Source organism: Paenibacillus radicis (ex Gao et al. 2016), assembly GCF_014641555.1.
GTDB lineage: Bacteria > Bacillota > Bacilli > Paenibacillales > Paenibacillaceae > Pristimantibacillus > Pristimantibacillus radicis.
Genome location: NZ_BMHY01000023.1, coordinates 23,554 through 40,129 on the forward strand (window position 1 = coordinate 23,554; position 16,576 = coordinate 40,129).

General features: G+C 51.4%; 12 protein-coding genes and 1 other annotated feature. Of the genes, 11 read left to right on the plus strand and 1 reads right to left on the minus strand.

The window, feature by feature from the left end:
- Window positions 1–71: 71 nt before the first annotated feature.
- From IEX98_RS27970 to IEX98_RS27980, 3 genes are all read left to right on the plus strand, one after another.
- Window positions 72–581, plus strand: a complete 510-nt coding sequence (locus IEX98_RS27970; RefSeq protein ID WP_042159841.1) for a DivIVA domain-containing protein — start codon at window positions 72–74, stop codon at window positions 579–581.
- A gap of 87 nt (window positions 582–668) precedes the next feature.
- Window positions 669–985, plus strand: a binding site (T-box leader).
- Between the two features lie 41 nt (window positions 986–1,026).
- Window positions 1,027–4,119 carry an isoleucine--tRNA ligase gene (gene ileS, locus IEX98_RS27975; RefSeq protein ID WP_188893022.1) on the plus strand — a complete coding sequence of 1,031 codons (3,093 nt, stop codon included), beginning with the start codon at window positions 1,027–1,029 and terminating at the stop codon, window positions 4,117–4,119.
- 105 nt (window positions 4,120–4,224) lie between these two features.
- Window positions 4,225–4,590, plus strand: coding sequence for a DUF5665 domain-containing protein (locus IEX98_RS27980; RefSeq protein WP_188892983.1), 366 nt, complete (start codon window positions 4,225–4,227; stop codon window positions 4,588–4,590).
- A 63-nt stretch (window positions 4,591–4,653) separates the two neighbouring features.
- Here the strand turns inward: IEX98_RS27980 and IEX98_RS27985 are convergent, their stop codons facing one another.
- The gene (locus IEX98_RS27985) at window positions 4,654–5,376 is read right to left on the minus strand and encodes a TraR/DksA C4-type zinc finger protein (protein WP_188892984.1); all 723 of its coding nucleotides are present in this window, start codon (window positions 5,374–5,376) and stop codon (window positions 4,654–4,656) included.
- 151 nt (window positions 5,377–5,527) lie between these two features.
- On the opposite strand from IEX98_RS27985, the gene lspA reads away from it, so the two are divergent.
- The 8 genes from lspA to carB all read left to right on the plus strand — a co-directional run bounded on the left by lspA (window position 5,528) and on the right by carB (window position 16,573).
- The gene (gene lspA / locus IEX98_RS27990) at window positions 5,528–6,052 is read left to right on the plus strand and encodes a signal peptidase II (RefSeq protein ID WP_188892985.1); all 525 of its coding nucleotides are present in this window, start codon (window positions 5,528–5,530) and stop codon (window positions 6,050–6,052) included.
- Entirely contained in the window at window positions 6,033–7,022 is a 990-nt protein-coding gene (locus IEX98_RS27995; protein WP_188892986.1) for an RluA family pseudouridine synthase, read from the plus strand. Before lspA ends, IEX98_RS27995 begins: the two co-directional genes overlap by 20 nt.
- Before the next feature lie 147 nt (window positions 7,023–7,169).
- Window positions 7,170–8,405, plus strand: a complete 1,236-nt coding sequence (locus IEX98_RS28000) for an LL-diaminopimelate aminotransferase (protein ID WP_188892987.1) — start codon at window positions 7,170–7,172, stop codon at window positions 8,403–8,405.
- 945 nt (window positions 8,406–9,350) lie between these two features.
- A complete protein-coding gene (pyrR, locus tag IEX98_RS28005; protein WP_188893023.1) occupies window positions 9,351–9,923 on the plus strand; it encodes a bifunctional pyr operon transcriptional regulator/uracil phosphoribosyltransferase PyrR in 573 nt (190 codons plus the stop codon).
- Window positions 9,920–10,819: an aspartate carbamoyltransferase catalytic subunit gene (locus IEX98_RS28010; protein WP_188892988.1), complete on the plus strand. Its 900-nt coding sequence runs from the start codon at window positions 9,920–9,922 to the stop codon at window positions 10,817–10,819. Before pyrR ends, IEX98_RS28010 begins: the two co-directional genes overlap by 4 nt.
- Window positions 10,820–10,886: 67 nt before the next feature.
- Complete coding sequence (locus IEX98_RS28015; protein WP_188892989.1) at window positions 10,887–12,179, plus strand: dihydroorotase; 1,293 nt, start codon at window positions 10,887–10,889, stop codon at window positions 12,177–12,179.
- A 40-nt stretch (window positions 12,180–12,219) separates the two neighbouring features.
- Window positions 12,220–13,365 (plus strand): carbamoyl phosphate synthase small subunit, encoded by a 1,146-nt coding sequence (locus IEX98_RS28020; protein WP_188892990.1) that lies wholly within the window; start codon window positions 12,220–12,222, stop codon window positions 13,363–13,365.
- A complete protein-coding gene (gene carB / locus IEX98_RS28025) occupies window positions 13,352–16,573 on the plus strand; it encodes a carbamoyl-phosphate synthase large subunit (RefSeq protein ID WP_188892991.1) in 3,222 nt (1,073 codons plus the stop codon). The genes IEX98_RS28020 and carB overlap by 14 nt, the downstream gene beginning before the upstream one ends.
- Window positions 16,574–16,576: the final 3 nt, after the last annotated feature.

The window sequence follows — 16,576 nt, forward strand, 5'->3', positions numbered from 1 at the left end:
CGAATCCTTTGCAAATCGAGTATATCCGAATTTAGGCCGATTTTAGGCTAATACGTTAAGGAGGTGCGCCAATGCCGTTGACGCCATTGGACATACATAACAAGGAATTTGGACGAAGATTGCGCGGCTACGACGAAGACGAGGTAAATGAATTCCTCGATCAGGTCATCAAGGATTACGAGTCCATCATCCGTGAGAATAAAGAGCTTCAAAACCAAATGCTCAACCTGCAGGAGAAGCTCAATCATTTCTCCAACATCGAAGAGACATTGAGCAAGACGATCATTGTTGCGCAGGAAGCAGCGGATGAAGTCCGCAACAACGCGAAGAAGGAAGCGCAGCTGATTATTAAAGAATCGGAGAAAAACGCCGATCGCATTATTAACGAATCGCTGGCTAAATCGCGTAAAGTATCGCTGGAAGTCGAGGAGCTGAAGAAGCAGGCTTCGATTTACCGGGCACGGTTCCGCACGTTGGTCGAGGCGCAGCTTGAGCTGCTCAGCCAAGACGGCTGGGATACGCTGGAGAGCCAGCAGCCGGCATCGCAGATTTCATTTACCGAGCAGCTTCAACGCGGGTAATAGGCTTGGCGCCCGAATGATGCAAAGTCATTTGACATCCGTTCGGCGATAAGCTATAAATATTAATATTAACAATTGCAATAGAACGAAACTTCATTGACGAGAACGAGTACGCTTAATCTGTTCGTCCCCCAGAGAGCTGGCGATTGCTGAAAGCCAGCGTTCGAACGAAAGCGGAAAATCATCTCCGAGAAGCAGTGCTGAAACTTGTTGTTGCCGATTGGATAGGCGGGTTTAATCCGTTTGCCATGACGGCGCAGGGAATAAGGACTGACGGCCTGTCCTCCGTTACAAGGACCGCGAATAGGCTATATTCGCGCCAGAGGTGCCGCAAGCGGCTGGGTTATGTCCAGGATCGCAGGCGGAACGAGGGTGGTATCGCGAGCACAAGTCTCGTCCCTTTTATAGGGACGGGACTTTATTTATTTTTCAGGGGGTATGGATGATGCAACGCGTAGATGTGAAGGAAAAAGCAAGAGCACGCGAGCTTCGCGTGTTGAAGCAATGGCAAGAGAATGATACGTTCAAGCAATCGATCGAGAACCGGAAAGGCAAGCCGAACTATGTATTCTATGAGGGACCGCCAACAGCTAACGGCGCACCGCATATCGGTCACGTACTTGGCCGTGTTATCAAAGACTTTATCGGGCGTTACAAAACGATGTCCGGCTACCGCGTCGTTCGTAAAGCGGGATGGGATACGCATGGTTTGCCGGTTGAGCTAGGCGTCGAGAAACAGCTTGGCATCTCGGGCAAACAGGAGATCGAGAATTATGGCGTTGAAGCGTTTATTAATAAATGCAAAGACAGCGTATTCGTCTACGAGAAGCAATGGCGCGAGCTGACAGAAGCGATCGCGTACTGGACTGACCTCGACAATCCTTACATTACGCTGAAAAACGAATATATCGAGAGCGTATGGCATGTTTTATCAACAATTCACGGTAAAGGGCTGCTCTATCGCGGACATCGCGTCAGTCCTTATTGCCCGAGCTGTCAGACGACGCTCAGCTCGCATGAAGTCGCTCAAGGCTACGAAGATGTGAAGGATTTGAGCGCAACGGCAAAGTTCAAGCTGCAGGATTCCGGCGAGTTCATTCTTGCGTGGACGACGACGCCTTGGACGCTGCCGGCTAACGTTGCGCTTGCGGTTAATCCGGAGCTGGAGTACATTCGCGCTTCCAAAGACGGCGAAGTCTATATCGTGGCGAAAAACTTGGCCGATGACGTGCTGAAGGAAGGCTACGAGACGCTTTCGACCGTTAAAGGCTCCGAGTTGGTTGGTCTGAGCTACGAGCCGCCATTCCGGTACGTGCCGATCGAGAAAGGCCATGTTGTCATTCCTGGCGATTTCGTCAGTGACACTAGCGGTACTGGTATCGTCCACATTGCTCCAGCGCACGGCGAGGACGATTACAAGGTTGCCCGTCAGAATGGCATCAGCATGCTTAGCGTCGTCAATAATGCCGGCCGCTATATCGATGAAGTGACGGATCTTGCAGGCCGTTTCGTGAAGGATTGCGATGTTGATATTGTGAAAATGCTTAGCGAGCGCGGCCTGCTCTTCTCCAAAGAGCGTTATGAGCATAGCTATCCGTTCTGCTGGCGCTGCAAATCGCCGCTCCTCTACTATGCGACGGAGAGCTGGTTCATTGAAACGACGAAGGTTAAAGATCAGCTGATTGCCAACAACAACAGTGTAGACTGGTATCCAGGCCATATTCGCGAAGGACGCTTCGGCAAATTTCTTGAGGATTTGATCGACTGGAACATCAGCCGGAACCGTTATTGGGGAACGCCGCTGAACGTATGGGTCTGTGAAGCGACAGGCAAGGAATATGCGCCGAGCAGCATTGCGGATTTGCGTGAGCGGGCGGTAGGCGAAGTGCCGGCCGATATCGAGCTGCACAAGCCATATGTGGACGAGATCAAATTGAAATCGCCATTTGCTGAAGGTGCCGTAATGACTCGGACACCGGAAGTCATCGACGTATGGTTCGACAGCGGCTCCATGCCGTTTGCACAGCAGCATTATCCGTTCGAGAATGCAGAGCAGTTCGCGGATCAATATCCGGCCGATATGATCTGTGAGGGCATTGACCAGACACGCGGCTGGTTCTACAGCTTGCTTGCTGTATCGACGCTTTACAACGGCAAAGCTCCATATAAAGCCGTTATCTCGACCGGACATATCCTGGATGAGAACGGGCAAAAGATGTCCAAATCAAAAGGCAACGTTATCGATCCTTGGGAAATCATCAACGAATACGGAACGGATGCATTCCGCTGGGCGCTCCTCTCGGATAGCGCGCCGTGGAACAGCAAGCGCTTCTCGCGCGGCATCGTTGGCGAAGCCAAATCGAAAGTCATCGATACGATCGTTAACACGCATGCGTTCTACGCGCTTTATGCATCTATCGACGGTTTCAATCATGAAGAGCATGCTGAGGGGCAATCCGGCAATAAGCTGGACCGTTGGATCGTATCCAGATTGAACAGCTTGATCCAAACCGTCGTGAAAGGTCTTGAGGTTAACGACTTCCTGAATCCGGCGAGAGCAATCGAGACGTTCGTTGACGAGCTGAGCAACTGGTACATCCGTCGTTCCCGCGACCGTTTCTGGGGAAGCGGCCTGACTGTTGATAAAATCGCCGCATACCAAACGCTGCGCCAAGTGCTGCTGACGCTCTCCCGCGTCATTGCGCCTTACGCGCCGTTGCTCGCGGAAGAAGTGTACGGCAATCTGGGCGGAGGCGGTAGCGTCCACCTGGCGGACTATCCTGCAGCAGACGTCTCGGCAATTGACGAGACGCTGGAGCGGGATATGGCGAGCGCGATGCAAATCGTCGAGCTGGCGCGCAGCGTCCGCAACGAGACGGGTATTAAAACCCGTCAGCCATTGTCGGAGCTGATCGTATCGCTGGATCGCGAATTTGAGCTAGCTGAATATGAAGACATCATTAAAGATGAGATCAACGTCAAGTCGATCGTCGTGCAAAACAGCGACAGCGGCTTCGTCGATTTCACACTGAAGCTGAATTTGAAAGTAGCGGGTAAAAAATACGGCAAAAACGTTGGTCCAATCCAAGCGTATCTGAAGTCGCTGGCTCCAGACCAAACTCGCGAAGCGGTAAACGGAGGCAGCTTGACGTTCAATTCCGCCGACGGTGAGGCTATCACGATCACGGTTGACGAGCTGCTGGTTGAGAAGCAAGCGAAGTCAGGCTTCGCATCTGCTTCCGGCAACGGAGTGACTGCAGCGCTGAACACCGATATTACGCCAGAGCTGGAGCAAGAGGGCTGGGTGCGCGAAGTAATCCGTGCCGTTCAGGACACGCGCAAAAAGCTCGATCTGCCGATCGAGAAACGCGTAGATCTGGTGCTTGATGTCGACAGCGAGCTGAAAGCTTCGCTTGATGCATTCAGTGAAGTGCTTCAAGACAATGTATTGTTGAACAGTGTAGCCTTTGAAACCGTCCCTGAGATGGAGCGCGTACAGCTGGGTGAGAAAGAAATCGGAATTCTCATCCGCGGTTAAGCATACAGGGAATGTGGTTAAGGATATAGTATAAGGAAAACAACAAACGAGTGCCTTCCTGTAAGGCCTCGTTTTTCCTTTCTATATGCCAAGGGGGAATGCCGCATGAGTATGAAAAAGAACGATAACGGAAGCGACAAGGGAAATGAGAATCCAGTATCCGAGCATGAACGAATCGAGCATTCGCTAAACCGGGTTCAGGAAATGCTCAATAAAATCGCGATCGATATGGAAAAATCACAAATCGCCGATTATGTGGATTTGGTGCATCATCCGTTTAAGCTGATTTGGCGCAACGTGCTTGCAGGAACGGCGAGGGGCGTCGGTATCGCAATCGGATTTACTTTTTTTGCAGCGACGATATTGTATGTGCTTCAAATATTGGGGGCGCTTAATTTACCGATCATCGGGGATTACATCGCGGATATTGTGCGGATCGTGCAAATCCAGCTGGAAGGGAAAACCTATTAAGGCGGCCTAGTCATAATGAAGCTGCTGAGCTATGCCGCCTTTTTCATAAGTTATTTAAAGTTATTATTCTTCAATATCGCCTTCTAAAAGGGGGTCGCCTTCGCCATTCTCGATATAATTGCGGTATTGGCGATTTCGGACAACCGAAACTTCCCTGCCGGTAATATCGGTAGCCAGGAAGCTTTCGATCGATTCGACAAAGCCGTCATTTTCCTCCGCTTCCGTTCCGATATGATTATAATCATCGGCATCGGGATTTTCAGACATGGCTGGAGAATCGGCGTTGCCCCATTGTTCAACTATTTGCCAAGCATCCTCGCCGTCAAATCCGTTATAGGAATCATGCTCATCCAGATTAGTTCTTCCAAATGGCGGAGCGAGCACGGATTCTTCTACAGGGCGGTCGGTTGAAATTTGCTGGCGCGGTGAATGCTGCAGACAGTATAGGCTATCCGGTAAAGCTTCCAAACGTTCAGTTGGAATGGGCTCGCCGCAAGTACGGCAAATGCCGTAAGAGCCGTCTTCAATTGCTTGCAAAGCGGCGTCTATGCGGGAGAGATGAAGCTCCTCCTGCTCAACAAGCGCGATATCCTTGCCTCGTTCGAATAGCTCCGTTCCGATATCGGCCGGATGATTGTCAATGGGCGAAAGCTCGCCAGTCTGGTCGCGGAGCGATGAGCCCAGACCGTTGTGATCGGTATCCTCAAGCCTGCGTTCGATATCGTGTTTGTCTGTTTCCAGCCGGGAGCGAAATTGCGCAAGCTGTTGTTGCGATAAGGTCGTCATTTACGCTGCACCTTCCTTTCCTCAGGTGGCATTAGCTTTTGCCATAGCGGTTGTTTTCATGAACGCATCGCATTGGGAAACGAGTGGAAGAGGCTGGCTGTGCCCTATGCCGTTATGCTACAATAGCTTGGGACAAACTAGGAGGGATAAGATGCGGTTTTATTATTATTGGATCGCTGTAATCGTATTTGCCATCGACTACATAACGAAAAAAATTGTGGCGACCCAGATGAATCTATACGATCAAATCAGCGTCATCGGCAATTTCTTTCTTATTACTTCGCATCGGAACCGCGGAGCCGCTTTTAGCATTTTGCAAGATCAGCGATTTTTCTTCATTGTCATTACGATCTTAATTGTTGCGGGTATTATATGGTATGCCCATGCGAACCGGAATTCCGGTAAAGGCTGGCTGCTGACGGGGCTTGGACTCGTACTGGGCGGAGCTCTCGGCAATTTCCTCGATCGTGCTTTATATGGAGAAGTCGTCGATTTTCTGATGTTCAACTTCGGCAGCTATACGTTTCCGATTTTCAACGTAGCGGACTCGGGCATTTGTGTCGGCGTCGCGCTTATTCTAATCGATACGCTAATTTCGGCTAAAAATGAAAAATCAGATAAAGCAAGCCAAGGAGAGGACAAGGAATCTAACGAGCATGAGCAGCAACCTGTATAACGAAAACGAGAATGTAGCAGAAGTGGATCTGGAATTGGAACATGATGAGCTGGAGGAGCAGTTGGCATTTACTGCTGCTGCTGAGCAAGCTGGCGAACGAATCGATAAATTCATTACGGAAAGTGTCAATGACCCTGCGATTTCCCGTACGCAAGTGCAGGAGTGGATCAAGTCGGGAGCTGTTACGGTCAACGGAGCAGTCGTAAAGGCCAATTATAAATTGTCCTCTGGCGATGAGGTTGCCATACGCGTACCGGAGCCTACGGATGCAGAAATCGTGGCCGAACCGATTCCGCTGAATGTCGTCTATGAAGACGGAGATGTTATTGTCATTAACAAGCCGCGGGGGATGGTCGTCCATCCTGCACCGGGCCATTCGACCGGCACAGTCGTCAATGCTCTGATGCATCATTGCAAAGACTTGTCCGGCATTAATGGAATGCTGCGTCCCGGAATTGTGCATCGCATCGATAAAGATACGTCGGGGCTGCTGATGGTTGCGAAAAACGATCTTGCCCACCTTTCGCTGGCTGCACAATTGAAAGAGCATTCCGTCACCCGCAAATATATCGCACTCGTGCATGATAATTTGCAGCATGACCAGGGGACAATTGATGCTCCTTTGGGCCGCGACACGAAGGACCGGAAGATGTTTGTCGTGACAGACCGGAACAGCAAACATGCGGTGACTCATTTTATCGTGCTAGAGCGGTTGAATGACTATACGCTTGTGGAACTCCAATTGGAGACGGGCCGCACGCATCAAATTCGCGTTCATATGAAATATATCGGGCATCCGCTTGCCGGCGATCCGGTATATGGAAGAAATAAGACAGTTGCCTTGAAAGGGCAAGCGCTCCATGCTGCGGTGATTGGGTTCGTTCATCCGCGCACCGGAGCGTATATGCAGTTTGAAGCCCCTATACCGGGTGATATGGAGCATGTACTCAATTCGCTTCGCTTGCGTTAATATTCGCCTGATCTGCAAACGAAAACTTGCGCAATAATGCAAACATTTCGTTAGATTCTTCATTATTTAGAGCCGGAAAGTATATTATTCTTATTCTAAAGCTTAGATGGATGATGATTAATGAAGAATAAGGATAGGTGAACGTTCATGACGAATATTAACCATAACTATTTGGAGCTGCAGGGCAGCTACCTGTTTTCCGAAATTGCCAAACGCCGCAATAAATTTATTCAAGAAAATCCGAATGCTGAAATTATCAGCTTAGGCATCGGCGATGTAACGCGCGGATTGCCGGATGCAGTTACGAAAGCGATGCACGCAGCTGTGGACGAACTGGCATCCCCGGGTTCCTTCCGCGGTTACGGTCCGGAGCAAGGTTATGATTTCTTGATTAATGCGATTATCGAGAATGACTATAAAGCTCGCGGCATCGATATCCAGACGAATGAAGTGTTCGTCAGCGACGGTTCGAAATGCGACGTCGGCAACATTCAGGAAATTTTCAGCGAAAACAGCATCGTGGCCGTACAGGATCCGGTATACCCCGTATACGTCGACACGAACGTTATGGCTGGCCGTTCCGGCAAGTTCAACAAAGAGACGAACCGGTATGAGAACATCGCTTATCTGGAATGCACGGCGGAAAACAACTTCACGCCAAGCTTGCCGGACCGCGAAGTTGATCTAATCTACCTTTGCTACCCGAACAACCCGACTGGCATGACGCTGTCGAAGGACGAGCTGAAGAAATGGGTGGACTACGCTAAGGCGAACAACTGCATCATCCTTTATGATTCGGCTTATGAAGCGTTCATTCAGGAAGATGACGTGCCGCATTCGATCTATGAGATTGAGGGCGCGCGTGAAGTTGCGATCGAATTCCGCAGCTTTTCCAAAACAGCTGGTTTCACTGGCGTTCGCTGCGCGTACACAGTCGTTCCTCGTGATTTGAAAGGCTTGGACGCTAACGGCGGCGAAGTGCTTATCAATGATCTTTGGAACCGCCGCCACACGACGAAGTTCAATGGCGTATCCTACGTAACACAACGCGGTGCAGCAGCTATTTACTCGCCTGAGGGCAAAGAGCAGATCGCCTCGCTCGTCGACTTTTACATGACGAACGCCCGCATCATCCGCGAAGGTCTGGCTTCGATCGGTCTGGAAGTATTCGGCGGCGTGAACGCGCCTTACATTTGGCTGAAAACGCCAAACGGCCTTGATTCTTGGGCGTTCTTCGATAAGCTTCTGTCGGAAGCGAATATCGTAGGCACACCGGGCGTCGGCTTCGGCCAAAGCGGCCAAGGCTACTTCCGTCTGACGGCGTTCGGCAGCCGTGAGAATACGGAAAAAGCGGTTGAGCGTATCCGCAATCTTTCGCTTTAAGGCGAATGAAATAAGAGAGTTTCGGCAGGGGTTTGACCCTTGCCGGAACTTTTTTTATTTTTGTGGTGAGACGGGGATATGGAACCTGGCGCATCTCCCAGCGCGAAGAGCAAGGTAGATGGGAGGCAGCGAGTTAGCAGAGAATCGGATTTGTTATTCTGAAATGGGTAGAGGTAGTAGAGGGTGACTGGCCAATAAGCGCGTAAGCGGCGGTTGATACTATCAGTATATTGATTAGCGAAGCGGGTTCGCTAAATAGTGAAGTTGGATTCGCTGTGGGTCTCCAGAGTAGTTATCGCTCATGCTAGAGCGAACTTCTTTTCGCTATTCATGAACCTAGGTTCTCCAGTAGCGAAATTGTCTTCGCTCTAGTGTGAAGACAGCGCGTATCCGACAGCTACAGCGAAAATTGGTTCGCAAATTAACGAAGCAGCTTCGTTAATTTGAAATGGTCGGAGTTAGGGAAGGCTACTGGCAATGGGAATGCGGAGGCAGTGATCCAATGGTCAGTATAACGGGATGCGGGAGTGGCTGATATGCGGTAAGCTTGAGCGGTCTGCAGATGGATCAGCAACCAGCTTCTTTTTTCACCAATTGGAGCAAATGACCTTGACATCTTTTGTCGAACGTGGGATAATTCTTTTGATATATAGCAGTACCTTTAACTCAGCCCTGTGAGGCTGGCAAGGTAGCGTGAATAACAGATCGGGCAAGCACATGTACGGGCTTTGTCGAACCGCGTCCAGAAGGGACGGCTGTCGGCAAATTCAGCCTATTGTGTTCTGACGATCTCAGGCTCCTTGCGTCAATCGCGAGGAGTTTTTTTTATGCCCTGCCTCCTTAGCGACAACGCAATGCAATACAAGCAAGCATGACACAGCAACAGGCAACAGCACGGAAGATCAGCAGCAAAAGATGGAACGGACGGGAGGCGGCTTTTCGAATATGGAAGACGAGCATCTAGTCATTATGGATGAAACGGCGATCCGGCGGGCGCTAACGCGTATTGCCCACGAGATCGTGGAGAAGAACAAAGGAATAGACAACTGTGTTCTGATCGGCATTCGGACAAGGGGCATTTACTTTGCCAGAAGAATCGCTGAACGTATCCGAGACATCGAAGGCAAGCCGGTGCAGGTGAGCGATCTGGACATTACCTCTTACCGGGACGACCGCAAGACGGCCGCGGCCGGATTAAAGGCCGATATCGAGATCGCAGCGGCAATCGGTGATTTGAACTTCAGCGTGCAGGACAAGAAGATTATTTTGTTCGATGATGTTCTTTTTACAGGAAGAACGATCCGCGCAGCGATGGACGCACTGATGGATTGCGGAAGACCGCAAAGCATTCAGCTTGCGGTGCTGGTGGACAGAGGACATCGGGAGCTGCCGATTCGGCCGGATTTTGTAGGCAAGAACGTTCCTACATCAAAGCAAGAGCAAATCGCAGTATCCCTCAAGGAATTTGACGGCAAAGACCAAGTAACGATCATACATCAGAGGGGGCAAGCCGGATGACGCTGACGCAACTGAAACAACGGAGTTTGCTCGGTTTGAAAGATCTAGGGAAAGATGAAATCGAATCGATTCTGGACCGCGCCGCTTATTGGGAGCAGCATCCGAACAAGGTGCACACGGTCATGCAGGGGAAATTCGCAGCCAATATGTTTTTTGAAAATAGTACGAGAACGAGGTTCTCGTTTGAAGTAGCGGAAAAGCGGCTTGGAGCGGAAGTGTTGAACTTCTCGGCTGCCGTATCGAGCGTACAGAAGGGCGAATCGATCTACGATACGGTTCGCACGCTGGAATCGATGGGCATCGACGCAGGCATCATTCGGTTGAAGCCAATCGGCGTGCTTGCGGAGCTGGCGACCAAAATTAAAGTGCCGCTTATCAACGCGGGCGACGGCAATAACGAGCACCCTACGCAGGCACTGCTTGATCTGTACACGATGCGCAAGCATTTCGGCAGCTTGAACGGGTTGAACGTCTCCATCATCGGCGATGTACTGCACAGCCGGGTGGCGCGCTCCAATCTGTATGCGCTGCGGAAGTTCGGGGCAAACGTAAGCTTCTGCTCGCCGGGCAATATGAAGGCGGAAGAGCTTGACGTTCCTTATGTCTCCATGGAAGAGGCACTGAAAGCAGATGTTATCATGATGCTTCGCGTACAGCTGGAACGCCACGAAAGCGGCATGCTGAACTCGGCGGAAAGCTACCGGGAGCACTTCGGACTGACAGTAGAGCGGGCAGCCAAAATTGCGGAGCATGCCATTATCATGCACCCGGCTCCAATTAATCGCGGTGTAGAGATTGACGACGAGCTGGTCGAGCACCCGCAATCACGCATTTTTCCGCAAATGGAAAACGGCGTGCCAATCCGGATGGCGGTTGTCGAACGGGCACTAAGCTAACGAAACGGCCGTTAACAAAGCGGACGGATAGAATGTGAACCGAATAAAACCGGAGGGGGAACAAACAATGACATTATGGATTCTGAACGGCAACGTATGGGACGAAACTTCAGGCAGCTTACTGAACAAGCATGTGCGCCTGGAAGCTGGGCAAATTGCCGAAATTATAGATGGAGCTAACACGCCGGATACAGGCTCTGCTGAAGTGATCGATGCGGCAGGAAAGCTGCTTTCCGCCGGTCTGATTGATATGCACGTGCACTTGCGCGACCCGGGCTTTGAATATAAAGAGGATATCGCAACGGGAACCCGTTCGGCGGCCAAAGGCGGCTTCACAACGATCGCCTGCATGCCGAACACGAGACCTTCAACCGATACGCCGGAGACGGTGAAATACATTTTGGACAAAAACGCTAGCGAAGGCGTCGTACGCGTTCTGCCTTACGCAGCGATTACGAAAAACCAGCTCGGCCGTGAGCTGACTGACTTCGCAGCGCTGAAAGAAGCGGGCGCAATCGGCTTTACGGATGATGGCGTGGGCGTACAAAGCGCGCAAATGATGAAAGATGCGATGGCGCTTGCAAAATCGATGGATATGCCGGTCATCGCGCACTGCGAAGACAATACGCTCGTTGAAGGACTTTTCTTCAGCGAAGGCGAGTTTGCCCGCAAAAACGGTCTGAAAGGCATTCCGAATGAATCGGAAGCGATTCATGTCGGCCGCGATGCACTGCTTGCGGAAGCGACAGGCGTTCATTATCATGTCTGCCACGTTAGTACGGAGCAATCGGTTCGCCTGATTCGTCTGGCCAAGTCGATCGGTGTACGGATTACCGCTGAGGTTTGCCCGCATCACCTGGTACTGTCGGACGAGGATATTCCGGGCTTGGATTCTAACTGGAAAATGAACCCGCCGCTTCGCACGCCGCGTGATGTGCAGGCTGTCATCGAAGCGCTGGAGGACGGCACGATTGATATGATCGTAACCGACCATGCTCCGCATAGCGCAGAAGAGAAAGCGCGTGACATCCAACTGGCGCCATTCGGCATCGTTGGCTTCGAGACGGCTTTCCCGCTGCTCTATACGAAGTTTGTGCTGACAGGCAAATGGACGCTTGGCTTCCTGCTGCAACGCATGACCAGCGACCCGGCTCGCGTATTCCGCCTGCCAACTGGACGTCTGGAGCAAGGCGCGCCTGCCGACCTGACCTTAATCGATCTGGACAGCGAGCGGGCAGTCGATCCATCGACCTTCGCTTCGAAAAGCAACAACACGCCATTCGACGGCTGGAAGCTGCAAGGCTGGCCGGTAACGACAATTGTGAACGGTGCTGTCGTGTACAGCGAATCCGCTAACTAATACATTACTGAGAATTAAGATGACCTGAGGAGTGATACGGATGCAAGCAAGATTATTGTTGGAAGACGGAACGTTGTTCACGGGACTCTCATTCGGCGCAGAAACGCAAACGTTGGGAGAAGTCGTGTTTAATACAGGGATTACAGGTTACCAAGAGGTGCTCTCCGACCCGTCCTACTGCGGACAGATCGTTACGATGACGTACCCGCTTATCGGCAACTACGGCATTTCGCGCGATGACTTCGAGTCGATCAGCCCGAGCATTCACGGCTTTGTCGTACGCCGCCACGAGCCGGTGCCAAGCAACTGGCGCGCTCAATATTCCCTCGGCCAATTGCTGAAGGAATATAACATCCCGGGCATTAGCGACATCGATACTCGCATGCTGACTCGTATTCTTCGTCAGCATGGTACGATGAAAGGCATTCTGACGACCGGCACAGAGCGTGTAGAAGAGCTGCAAGAGCGTCTTGGCCTTACACAGCTCATGACTGATCAAGTTGCCCGTACATCTACGAAGCATGTATTCTCGAGCCCTGGCAACGGCGAACGTATCGTCCTTGTTGACTTCGGTGCGAAAAGCGGTATCCTGCGCGAGCTGACGAAACGCGGCTGCGACGTTGTAGTCGTTCCTCATGACACGACTGCTGACGAAATCCGCAAGCTTGCTCCGGACGGCATTCAGCTGTCCAACGGCCCTGGGGATCCGAAAGACGTACCGCATGCGGTTAAAATGATTTCCGAGCTGCTTGGCGAATATCCGATTTTCGGCATCTGCCTTGGTCACCAGCTGTTCGCGCTCGCTTGCGGCGCTGACACAACTCGTCTGAAATTCGGTCACCGCGGCGGCAACCACCCGGTTAAAGAATTGGCAACGAACAAATGCTACGTTACTTCCCAAAACCATGGCTACACGGTTCTGGAAGATTCGATCAAACAAACGGACCTGTCCGTTACGCATATCAACAACAATGATAAAACGATTGAAGGCTTGAAACATAACAAATATCCGGCTTTCACGGTACAATACCATCCGGAAGCTGCACCGGGTCCATTCGACTCGAGCTATTTGTTTGATGAATTCCTTGAAATGATCCGCACACATAAGCAAAATAACCCGCAGAAGCCTCGTCAAGCTATACTTGCGGCAACGTTGAAAGGAGAGCTTCAGTATGCCCAAAAATAATGAACTCAAAAAAATTCTCGTCATCGGCTCCGGCCCGATTGTCATTGGACAAGCGGCGGAGTTCGATTACGCCGGCACACAAGCTTGCCAAGCGTTGAAGGAAGAAGGCTATGAGGTTGTTCTGATCAACAGCAACCCGGCTACAATCATGACCGATACGAACATGGCTGACAAAGTGTACATCGAGCCGATTACACTGGACTTCGTATCACAAATTATTCGCCAAGAGCGTCCTGACGGCTTGCTGCCGACGCTGGGCGGCCAAACAGGCCTGAACATGGCTGTTGAATTGGCACGCGCAGGGGTTCTGGAAGCTGAAAATGTGAAGCTGCTCGGTACGCAACTGACTGCTATCGAAAAAGCAGAGGACCGCGACTTGTTCCGCGATCTGATGCGCGAGCTTGAACAACCAGTACCAGAGAGCGTTATCGTCACGACGGTTGATGAAGCTGTTACTTTTGCCAACGAAATCGGCTATCCGATTATCGTTCGTCCTGCATACACCCTGGGCGGTACAGGCGGCGGTATTTGCGCGAACGAGGAAGAGCTGCTTGAAACGGTTGCTTCCGGCATTCGCTATAGCCCGATCAACCAATGTCTGATCGAGAAATCGATCGCTGGCATGAAAGAAGTTGAATATGAAGTTATGCGTGATGCGAACGACAACTGTATCGTTGTCTGCAACATGGAAAACTTCGACCCGGTTGGCGTTCACACTGGCGACAGTATCGTCGTAGCGCCTTCCCAAACGCTGTCGGACCGCGAGTACCAAATGCTCCGTTCCGCATCGCTCAAAATTATCCGTGCCTTGAACATCGAAGGCGGCTGCAACGTTCAGTTCGCACTGGACCCGTTCAGCTTCCAATACTATGTAATCGAAGTTAACCCGCGCGTAAGCCGCTCGTCGGCGCTCGCTTCCAAAGCAACTGGCTATCCAATTGCAAAAATGGCAGCGAAAATCGCGATTGGCTATACGCTGGATGAAATCATCAACCCGGTTACGGGACAAACTTATGCCATGTTTGAACCAACACTTGATTATATCGTATCGAAAATTCCGCGTTGGCCGTTCGACAAGTTCGTTAATGCCAACCGTAAGCTCGGCACGCAAATGAAAGCGACTGGCGAAGTAATGGCCATCGGCCGTACGTTCGAAGAGTCGATTCACAAAGCGGTTCGCTCGCTTGAAATCGGAACGCACCGTCTGCATTTGAAAGAAGCTTCTTCCCTGGATGACGCTGTATTGCGCGCCCGCCTTGAGAAGCCGGACGACGAGCGGATGTTCCTCGTAGCGGAAGCTTTCCGCCGCGGCTACAAACTGCAAGATATTCAAGACATTACGAAAATCGACTGGTGGTTCCTGGACCGCATCGAATCGATCATCCAATTCGAGGATCGTATTCGCCGCGAAGCTACCCTCACTCGCGATACGCTGTATGAAGCGAAACGCAGAGGCTTCTCGGACCGTTCCATCGCCGAAATCCGCAACGAAGGCTTCCCGAACGGCAGCCATACGAATGAGCATGATATCCGCGCATTCCGTAAAGAGCTGAACCTTCTGCCTGTATACAAAATGGTAGATACTTGCGCAGCCGAGTTTGAAGCGACTACGCCTTACTACTATTCGACCTATGAAGTTGAGAATGAAGTAACGCAATCCGATAAAGAAAAAGTTCTGGTGCTCGGCTCCGGTCCGATCCGTATCGGCCAAGGCATCGAATTCGACTACTCGACCGTTCACGCGGTATGGGCGATTCAGAGCGCAGGCTACGAAGCGGTTATCATCAACAACAACCCGGAAACGGTATCGACCGACTTCAGCACATCCGACCGACTCTACTTCGAGCCGTTGTTCTTCGAGGATGTTATGAACGTAATCGAGCAAGAGAAACCGATTGGCGTTATCGTTCAATTCGGCGGCCAAACAGCGATCAACCTTGCTGCTCCGCTGACAAAAGCGGGCGTTCGCATTCTGGGCTCCAGCCTGGAGAGCATCGATGCAGCCGAAGACCGCAAAAAATTCGAAGCTTTGCTTCGCAAGCTGAACATTGCACAGCCGGAAGGCAGCACGGTTACTTCGGTTGACCAAGCGGTTGAAACGGCGCAAAAGCTCGGTTATCCGGTACTCGTTCGTCCATCGTACGTCCTTGGCGGACGCGCTATGGAAATCGTCTACTCCGATGAAGAGCTTCTCAGCTACATGGAAATTGCGGTGAAAATCAATCCGGAGCATCCGGTACTGATCGACCGCTACATGCTGGGCAAAGAGGCGGAAGTCGACGCTATCTGTGACGGCGAAACCGTACTTATCCCAGGCATCATGGAGCATATCGAGCGTGCAGGGGTTCACTCCGGTGACTCCATCGCAGTCTATCCGCCGCAATCGCTGTCGGATGACATTAAAGATCAAATCATCGACATTACGACCAAAATCGCGAAAGAGTTCGATGTTATTGGTTTGGTCAACATCCAATTCGTTATTCATAACGATAAAGTATACGTGATCGAGGTTAACCCGCGTTCGTCCCGTACCGTACCGTTCTTGAGCAAAGTAACGAATGTGCCGATGGCGAACCTGGCAACGAAAGCAATCCTGGGTACTAAGCTTGCCGATCTTGGTTATGTGGACGGCCTGTGGCCGGAAGACAGCTATGTATCGGTAAAAGTACCGGTATTCTCCTTCGCGAAGCTGCGCCGCGTCGATCCGACGCTGACGCCGGAAATGAAGTCGACTGGCGAAGTTATGGGCCGCGACGAGCAATACGCCAAAGCGCTGTACAAAGGCCTCATTGGCGCAGGTATGAAAATTCCGATGACTGGCGCGATTATCGCTACAGTAGCGGACAAAGATAAAGAAGAAGCGACAGAACTGCTGCGCGGCTTCTACGATCTGGGCTACAAAATTATTGCAACTGGCGGAACGGCTGATACGCTTGAAGAGGCAGGTTTGCGCGTAAGACGCGTGAACAAGCTGAGCGAAGGCACGCCAAACATTCTCGACCTTATCCGCGAAGGCGAAGCACACTTTGTTGTCAACACGTTGACCAAAGGCAAAACGCCGGAGCGCGACGGCTTCCGGATTCGCCGTGAAGCGGTAGAGAATGGGGTTGTCTGCATGACCTCGCTCGATACGGTTCGTGCCCTGCTTCGCATGCTGGAGACGATCAACTTCTCGTCCCGCGCAATGCCGGTCGTACAACCGAAATAATAG

What these genes read in the sequence shown, in the direction of transcription:
- ileS (WP_188893022.1), top strand. Translation starts at nt 1,027, where the DNA reads ATGCAACGCGTAGATGTGAAGGAAAAAGCAAGAGCACGCGAGCTTCGC.
- IEX98_RS27995 (WP_188892986.1), top strand. Translation starts at nt 6,033, where the DNA reads ATGAGCAGCAACCTGTATAACGAAAACGAGAATGTAGCAGAAGTGGAT.
- IEX98_RS28015 (WP_188892989.1), top strand. Translation starts at nt 10,887, where the DNA reads ATGACATTATGGATTCTGAACGGCAACGTATGGGACGAAACTTCAGGC.
- IEX98_RS27970 (WP_042159841.1), top strand. Translation starts at nt 72, where the DNA reads ATGCCGTTGACGCCATTGGACATACATAACAAGGAATTTGGACGAAGA.
- pyrR (WP_188893023.1), top strand. Translation starts at nt 9,351, where the DNA reads ATGGAAGACGAGCATCTAGTCATTATGGATGAAACGGCGATCCGGCGG.
- IEX98_RS27980 (WP_188892983.1), top strand. Translation starts at nt 4,225, where the DNA reads ATGAGTATGAAAAAGAACGATAACGGAAGCGACAAGGGAAATGAGAAT.
- IEX98_RS28010 (WP_188892988.1), top strand. Translation starts at nt 9,920, where the DNA reads ATGACGCTGACGCAACTGAAACAACGGAGTTTGCTCGGTTTGAAAGAT.
- IEX98_RS28020 (WP_188892990.1), top strand. Translation starts at nt 12,220, where the DNA reads ATGCAAGCAAGATTATTGTTGGAAGACGGAACGTTGTTCACGGGACTC.
- IEX98_RS27985 (WP_188892984.1), bottom strand. Translation starts at nt 5,376, where the DNA reads ATGACGACCTTATCGCAACAACAGCTTGCGCAATTTCGCTCCCGGCTG.
- carB (WP_188892991.1), top strand. Translation starts at nt 13,352, where the DNA reads ATGCCCAAAAATAATGAACTCAAAAAAATTCTCGTCATCGGCTCCGGC.
- lspA (WP_188892985.1), top strand. Translation starts at nt 5,528, where the DNA reads ATGCGGTTTTATTATTATTGGATCGCTGTAATCGTATTTGCCATCGAC.
- IEX98_RS28000 (WP_188892987.1), top strand. Translation starts at nt 7,170, where the DNA reads ATGACGAATATTAACCATAACTATTTGGAGCTGCAGGGCAGCTACCTG.